Source organism: Rhodococcus sp. P3_B8, from assembly GCF_056402775.1.
The window spans coordinates 1-7,308 of record NZ_JBFUGT010000316.1 but is presented as its reverse complement, the minus strand read 5'-3'; the positions used below and the strand labels follow the sequence as shown (position 1 = coordinate 7,308).

At 67.2% G+C, this 7,308-nt stretch carries 5 protein-coding genes; all 5 read left to right on the top strand.

What is annotated here, in order from left to right; all coding sequences use genetic code 11:
• Window positions 1-341: 341 nt before the first annotated feature.
• The 5 genes from AC1D1G_RS38645 (at window position 342) to AC1D1G_RS38625 (ending at window position 7,204) form a co-directional block, all read left to right on the top strand.
• The gene (locus AC1D1G_RS38645) at window positions 342-1,133 is read left to right on the top strand and encodes an enoyl-CoA hydratase/isomerase family protein (protein WP_477956237.1); all 792 of its coding nucleotides are present in this window, start codon (window positions 342-344) and stop codon (window positions 1,131-1,133) included.
• A gap of 31 nt (window positions 1,134-1,164) precedes the next feature.
• Complete coding sequence (locus AC1D1G_RS38640; protein WP_477956236.1) at window positions 1,165-2,145, top strand: ABC transporter substrate-binding protein; 981 nt, start codon at window positions 1,165-1,167, stop codon at window positions 2,143-2,145.
• A gap of 132 nt (window positions 2,146-2,277) precedes the next feature.
• Entirely contained in the window at window positions 2,278-4,620 is a 2,343-nt protein-coding gene (locus AC1D1G_RS38635; protein WP_477956235.1) for a CaiB/BaiF CoA-transferase family protein, read from the top strand.
• A 54-nt stretch (window positions 4,621-4,674) separates the two neighbouring features.
• Window positions 4,675-5,619, top strand: coding sequence for a quinone oxidoreductase family protein (locus tag AC1D1G_RS38630; protein ID WP_477956234.1), 945 nt, complete (start codon window positions 4,675-4,677; stop codon window positions 5,617-5,619).
• 40 nt (window positions 5,620-5,659) lie between these two features.
• Window positions 5,660-7,204, top strand: a complete 1,545-nt coding sequence (locus AC1D1G_RS38625) for an AMP-binding protein (RefSeq protein ID WP_477956233.1) — start codon at window positions 5,660-5,662, stop codon at window positions 7,202-7,204.
• The last annotated feature ends 104 nt before the right edge of the window (window positions 7,205-7,308 follow it).

The following is a 7,308-nucleotide window of genomic DNA, read 5'->3' as shown; positions in this document are numbered from 1 at the left end:
GGCTTGGAGCCCTCGCCGCTGGCAGCCAAGTATCTGCAGGTGGAGGCATACGGCGCAACAAGGCCGTCCCGGTAGACGGACCCGAAAGGCTGACCTGAATGAATGCGGGAGATCTGCGAAAGACATAGTCGGCGTTGACTACAGGACGCCAGCGCCCCGGCGACACATCCCCGTTTCTCAGGCGTCGAGACGGAGAGTCCATGCGATTCGGCGAAATGCTTCGCGTCCCCGGCCCGGTTTCGTGTCGCGGGTTCGCCTACCGGACCGTTGGAGGTGTGCCGGGGCGCGCGGGTGCCGATACTCGAATTCTCAGTTCCAGTCGACCGACCCATGGAGTACAGATGACGCCTTCCTTCCCTCCGCTCGCCGCGTCGGTCCATGCCGCTGTGGCCGACGCCGTGGCGGTCGTGCGCATCGAGCGACCGCCTGCCAACGCTTTCGATCCTGCGCTGATAGCGGAATTGCTCGACACCCTGAAGCCGCTCGCGGCGAACACCGACGTGCGGTGCATCGTGCTGCGCGGAACGGGACGCTTCTTCGTGGCCGGCGCCGACATCCGAGTGATGCGCGAACTGTCGGAGGAGACGCAGCACGCGATGCGGCCCTGGATCGAGGTGCAGCAGGTCCTCGAGACCGCTCCGAAACCCGTGCTGGCAGCCCTCAACGGGCACGCACTCGGCGGCGGAGCGGAGTTGTCACTGGCCTGTGACGTGCGGGTGATGGCGGCGTCGGCGTCGATCGGGTTCCCGGAAATCGGCCTCGGACTGTTTCCCGGGGCCGGCGGCAGTCAGCGCTTGCCCCGCTTGCTCGGCGCGCATCGAGCGAAGCTCCTCATGATGGAGGGTCGGCGCCTGTCCGCCGACGAGGCCAGGCGGATCGGCTTGGTGGACGAGGTGGTACCCGACGACGAATTCGACGCGCGGATAGACCGTCTCGCCGCCGAGTGGGCGGCGAGACCGACGGCCGCAATCGGCCTGCTCAAGCGGGTGGTCGAAGCGGGGCGGATACTCCCACTCGATCAGGCACTGGACGCGGAATTTGCGGGTGTCCTCGACCTCATTCGCACGGCCGACGCCGCCGAGGGGCTACAAGCCTTCCTCGACAAGCGACCGCCGCGTTTCACTGGCCGCTGACCTTGCTCGCCACCTCACCCGAAGGATGCTCATGACACACTCGATCGGACGGCGAGCGTTGCTCGCCGTCGCGGCAGTGGCGGCTCTCGCCGTCGCCTCGACGTCCTGTACCCGGCCCGCGACCGAAGCAGCGCAGGGGAGCGGGCTGATCCGCATCTCCGTGGGCGTCGATCCGTCGTATGCGCCGATTTTCCTCGCCGACGCCGAGGGCATGTTCGACGACGCCGGACTGGACGTTCAGGTGATGCAGACCGAAGGCGGAGCGGCCGGCGCGCAGAACGTCGTGGCAGGGACTTCGGAATTGTCCGGGAACGCCGACTCCACGGCGCTCACCGTCATGGCCGCGAATCCGTCGCTGCGCGCGCTCGGTGTGTTCGAGGATTCCGACCGCTACTTCCAGGTGGTCCTGCGCGAGGGCGTGGAGCCGAAGGACATCGAGACGATGGGTGTGTTCCCCGGTATCGGGCTCTACTTCACCGACTTGTATCTGCGGAGCCTCGGGCGAGATCCGGCATCGGTCAAGCTCGTGAACACCAGTCCACCCGAGCAACCGGCGCTGCTCGCTCGCGGTGACATCGACGGATTCCTGTCGTTCGATCCGTGGGTCGAGCAGGCCGTGGCGACAGGTGGTCGTGTCGTCGCTACGACCGGTGACTTCGGCGCCAAGTATTCACAGTGGATCCTGGCGTCCGATTCGTGGTTGTCGGCGAACGAGGACGTCGCGGCCCGGGTCTTCGACGTGATCGCCGAGGCTGCTGCAATTACCGATGCCGACCCGGACCGAGCTGCCAAGGCGATCTCCGACTCGATCCAGATGGATCCGGCCGAGGCCCGTCGGACCGTCTCCCAGATCGATTTCGGAGTGCGCGACTTCACGGACGACGACGTGGCACGAGCGAATCAACTGGTCACCTTCTTCCGAGGCCAGGGCAAGATCACAGGAGAAGTCGATACCTCGAGCGTTCTGCTCCGTGGGTGGGTCACAGACCACCTGAACCAACCCCCGGCCTGACGCTCGGCGACGACGCGTCCGTCCGGTTCGGTCAGCAGAACAGATCGATTCACTGGTACGGGAATGCGACGTAGGTTCGGGTCCAGTGAACGGGCGGACGCCCGCTGGGAACAATGAAACGGAGTCCTTCTGGTGGAAAGCGCAATTCGCGTGGTGGAGTTGTCCAGCCCGCTGAGCCGATTCGCCGGCCGCATCCTGGTCGGACTGGGATACGAGGTCGTTCTGGTCGAACCGCCGGAGGGCGATCCGACCCGACGGGAACTGGACGGCCACGCATTCACGCACTGGCACGCCGGAAAGAAATCCGTCGCGATCGACGTCGAGACAGCCATGGGCCGTGCGGAACTGGCGCGCCTGGTGGCCGGGGCGGACGTTTACCTCGATGGCAGCGCCGTCGGCGACGAGCCGATCGAGCCGGCACCGGGATCGGTCGTTCACGTACGAGTCACACCCTTCGGCGTCGACGGTCCGCGCCGCCAGTGGTGCGCCACCGACCTGACGCTCGCGGCCCTCGGCGGAATGCTCGCTCAAGTGGGTGAACCTGATGGGCCCCCGCTGTCGCTACCTCAGGGCCAAGCCGAACAGCTCGCAGGGGTGAACGCCGCGATCGCGGCGTTGCTCGGACTCCGGTCGCGACGTCAGGGCCCGGTCCCCCTGATCGACGTCTCCGCACAGGAATGCGTGGCGGCAGGCCTCGAGGCCGGCGCCCTGGCCTATCTCCACGAGGATCGCGTCCCGGACCGACCCGGCCGGGTGCACCCGTTGGTACCGCACGGCCTGTTCCGGGCCGCCGACGGCTATGTCGGTGGCGGGCTCGGCGGAAGTCCCCGAATGTGGGACGCGCTGGTCTCCTGGCTGGTCGAGGAGGGTGCCCAGGAGGATCTGGACGACCCGAAATGGGCTGACCCCGTCGAGCGGAAAGAGCACCAGGACCACATCTTCGCCGTGCTGCAGGGTTTCCTCGACAAGTGGCCGAAGGAGGACTTCGCGCGGGCGGCGCAACAACGCAAGCTGCCGTGGTCCGCCGTCGTCCGACCGGACGAACTGTTGTCCAACCCCCAACTCCAGGCCCGCGACTTCTTCGTCGACGTCGACGAGCCCGGGTCCACCGTACGAGATCTGGGCTTCTCCTTCCCCTTCCCGGAAGGAGGGAGGACCCGGGCCCTGCCGGTTTCCCCGCTCGGTGCGCACCAGGTTCTCCTCGACGAGCCGGAACCCGAAGTCCTCGAACCGACCGTGACCGCACCCGGCCCCGACCTGCTGCCCCTGTCGGGCATCCGGGTCCTGGACCTCACCTGGGTTCTCGCCGGTCCCTACTGCACTCAGATCCTCGCGGACCACGGCGCCGACGTCATCAAAGTCGAGTCGTCGGGCCGACCCGACCCGACACGGTTCGCGCCGTTCATGCACCTGTCCCGCGGACCACACGACGATCCGAACACCAGCGGGTACTTCAACGACGTCAACAGGAACAAGCGCAGCATCACTCTGGACACGCGTTCCGAGGCAGGACTGGCCGTGCTCGCCGACCTCGTGGCGCAGTCCGACGTGGTGGTCGAGAACTTCAGTTCGTCGGTGATGGAGAAGATGGGCTTCGGGTACGAACGACTGCGGTCCTTACGTCCGGACATCGTGTACGTCTCCATGTCGGGAACCGGTCACACCGGACCGCGACGCGACTGGGTCACCTACGCGGACATCGTCTCCGCGGCCACCGGACTGACCGCTCTCACCGGGTGGAGTGCCGATGACGTCGTCGGAGTGATTTACGGTCATGGCGACATCGTCGCAGGATTACACGGCGCCGCAGCGGTTCTCGCCGCCCTCGAGCACCGAGATCGCACCGGCTGCGGTCAGCACATCGATCTCTCCCAGCTGGAGGCGATGGCGTCACACATGGGCACTAGTGTCGTGCAGGCGACGGGTGCCGGACAGCTTCCTGTTCCGCTCGGCAATGCTCATCCCGACATGTCACCGCACAGCGTCTTCCGCTGCCTCGGACCCGACCGCTGGTGCGCGGTCACCGTTCGTGACGACGCGGACTGGACCAGATTGTGCGCGGTGATCGGCCGCCCGCAATGGGCCACGGACGAGCGTTTCCGCACGCCCGGGGCGCGACGGGCGCACGAAGCCGACATCGCGGCAGCGATCACGGCATGGACGTCGCCGCGGCCTGCCGATCTCGTCGCTGAGCAACTCCAGCAGGCGGGCGTCCCCGCCGGGGCCGTGCAGAACGGGCGGGACCTCGTCGAAGCCGATCCGCATCTGCGTGCCCGCGGTTACTACGTGCCCGCCGTCCATCCCCGTGCGGGAGCCTTTCTCCACCAGGGCGCTCCGATCCGGGTCGGGAAAGCCGTCACGATCCGGCAACCGGCGCCGGTGCTGGGCGCGGACACCGATGCCGTGCTCCGCGAGGTCACCGGTTACTCCGCGGAGACCGTTGCGCGGCTGCGAGCCGACTCGGTCCTCACCTGAGCCGGTCACTTCGATCAGGCTTTTCCACTCGACAGCACTCCAGAAGGACAGAACATGCGTGCAGCCCGCTTTCACACATTCGGACAAGACCCGATCATCGACGACGTCGAGGTGCCGACCCGGAAACCCGGACAGACCCTCGTCCGGATCGATGCGGCGGCGCTGGGGCACCTCGACCTCACCGTCGGCAGCGGGAACTTCGACATCAAGCCGGCCCTGCCACACGTCGGAGGCACTGACGGGGCCGGCACCGTGATCGAATCGGATACTTTCGACGCCGGTACTCGGGTGTTGGTCCGGGGTGGCGGAGTCGGACTCTTCAAGCCCGGATGCTGGGCCGAATACCTCGTGGCCGCCGACAAGGTGTTCACACCGTTCGATTCGGCCCTCGAACCGGCGATCGCGGCCATGTTCTTTCTCCCGAGCACAACCGGTTTCGTCGCGGTCCACGACATCGCCCGCGTCGCCGCCGGTGAGCGGGTCGTCGTGTCCGGCGCCGCCGGCGCGGTCGGGTCCATGGCTGCACAGTTCGCGCTCCTCGCCGGCGCCGACGTGATCGGTGTGGTGGCGCGGGCGGACCAGGTACCGCTCGTCCCCGACGGTGTACGACCGGTCGTCGGCCGTGGATCTGAACTGGCCGACACGCTGGGGCCCGATCCAGTGGCGGACGTTCTCGTCGATACCCTCGGCGGCGACTCGCTGCCGTACCTGCTCGAGCGCGTCGTACCGGGCGGGCGGGCCGCACTGATCGGCTACACGCTGGGGACCGAACTCACGATCGATTTGCCGAACTGGCTGCTCAAGGATGTACAGTTGCTGCCGGTCAACATGATTCGCAAGAGTGCGCGACAGGCAGAACTCGCACCCGACCTCATTCGGCGCCTCGTCGACGGCGAGATCGGCATGGCGGTTCAGGAGTTTCCGCTCGACGACATCGCGTGTGCACTGCAGATGATGCGTGAAGGGAAGGTCGCCGGCCGCGCGGTCGTCGTACCGTGACCGGCCGCCATCGCTCGTTCGCCGAAGGAAGGTGACACCCGTGACGCCCGAATCCGATTCTCTGCCGCTGCCGGCGGCGATGACGATTCCGTCCCTGCTCGTTCAGCGTGCCACCGAGCGGGGCGATCATCTCGCCGTCCGGGCCGGGGACGTGGAGGTGTCCTATCGCGAACTCGTGCAGCGAGCCGCAACGTCGGCCGAGGCGCTGTCCAGACATGGGATCGGCCGGGGTGACGCGGTGGCGGCGATGTGCGCCAACCGCATCGAATTGATCGATCTGCTGCTCGGCTGTAGTTGGCTAGGAGCGGTCACGGTGCCATTGAACACAGCACTGCGTGGCGCCGCCCTCGACAGCGTGCTCGAGCAGTCCGGGGCGGGCCACCTGTTGATCGAGCCCACCTTTCTGCCCCGGCTCCGGCAGACGCGATTCACCGGTGAATCCTGGATACTCGGCACTTCGTCCGTTCCCGGGCCGGGAGACAGCCGAACCCCCGGACGAGCGGCCGAACCCGCGGTAACCGCGCTCGACACGGCGGCGGTGTTGTTCACATCCGGGACGACCGGGCAACCGAAAGGGGTCCGCTGCCCTCATGCTCAATCACTCTGGTGGGGAGCGGGGGTGGGAGCCTCCCTGGGGCTGGGACCCGACGACGTTCTGTACAACGGCCTTCCCCTGTTCCACACGAATGCACTCAACACACTGTTCCAGGCGCTGGTTGCGGGAGGAACATTTGTGCTCGGTGAACATTTCTCGGTGCGGCGATACTGGGCGCAGGTGGCCGACAGCGACGCCACGGTGATCTACCTGCTCGGTGCGATGGTCGCGATGCTCACCGGCCGGGAACCCGCTGTGGAAGACAAGAAGCACCGCGCCACCCGCGCCCTGGCGCCGGCGACTCCGGCCCGCCTGTGGGCTCCCTTCCGTGAGCGTTTCGGCGTCGAACTCGTCGACGGCTACGGCACCACCGAGACGAATCTCGTTCTCGGAACTGTGCCCGGCGATCGCCGACCCGGCTATCTCGGAACGGTGCGCGACGGCTACGACGCGAAGGTCGTCGACGACGCCGGCGACCCCGTCTTGGACGGCCTGCCCGGCGAACTCGTCGTCCGCACAGACCTTCCCGGAGGATTTGCCACGGGGTACCTGTCCGAGCCTCCCCGCATGGCGGGCGACTGGATCGACACCGGCGACCGGGTGGTCCGGGAACCCGACGGGTGGTATCGGTTCGTCGATCGGGTCCGCGACGTCATCCGGCGGCGCGGCGAGAACATCTCCTCCGCCGAGGTCGAGGAGGCCCTGGCGCGGCATCCGGCGGTCGCGCAGGTCGCGGTCTTTCCGGTGCCGTCGGAACTCGCCGAGGACGAAGTGATGGCTGCCGTGGTACTCCGGGAAGGAATGCAGTCGAGCCCCGAGGACCTACGGCACCATGCGGCACTACAACTGGCGTACTTTGCTCTGCCGCGGTTCATCGATTTCGTCAGTGAACTGCCGTTGACCGAGACCGGCAAGGTCCGCAAGGAGGTACTCCGTTCGCGTGGGGTCGGCAGCGGCACCTGGGATGCCGACGCCGTCCCGTCCCGGTGACCGGCAGYCGCCTCGAACCACCGGTTACCGGCCGCACCCGTTGAACGAGCACATCGCGGGCGTACATGCCTCGGCGCCTGCCATGTCGGTCGCCGAGTATGCGC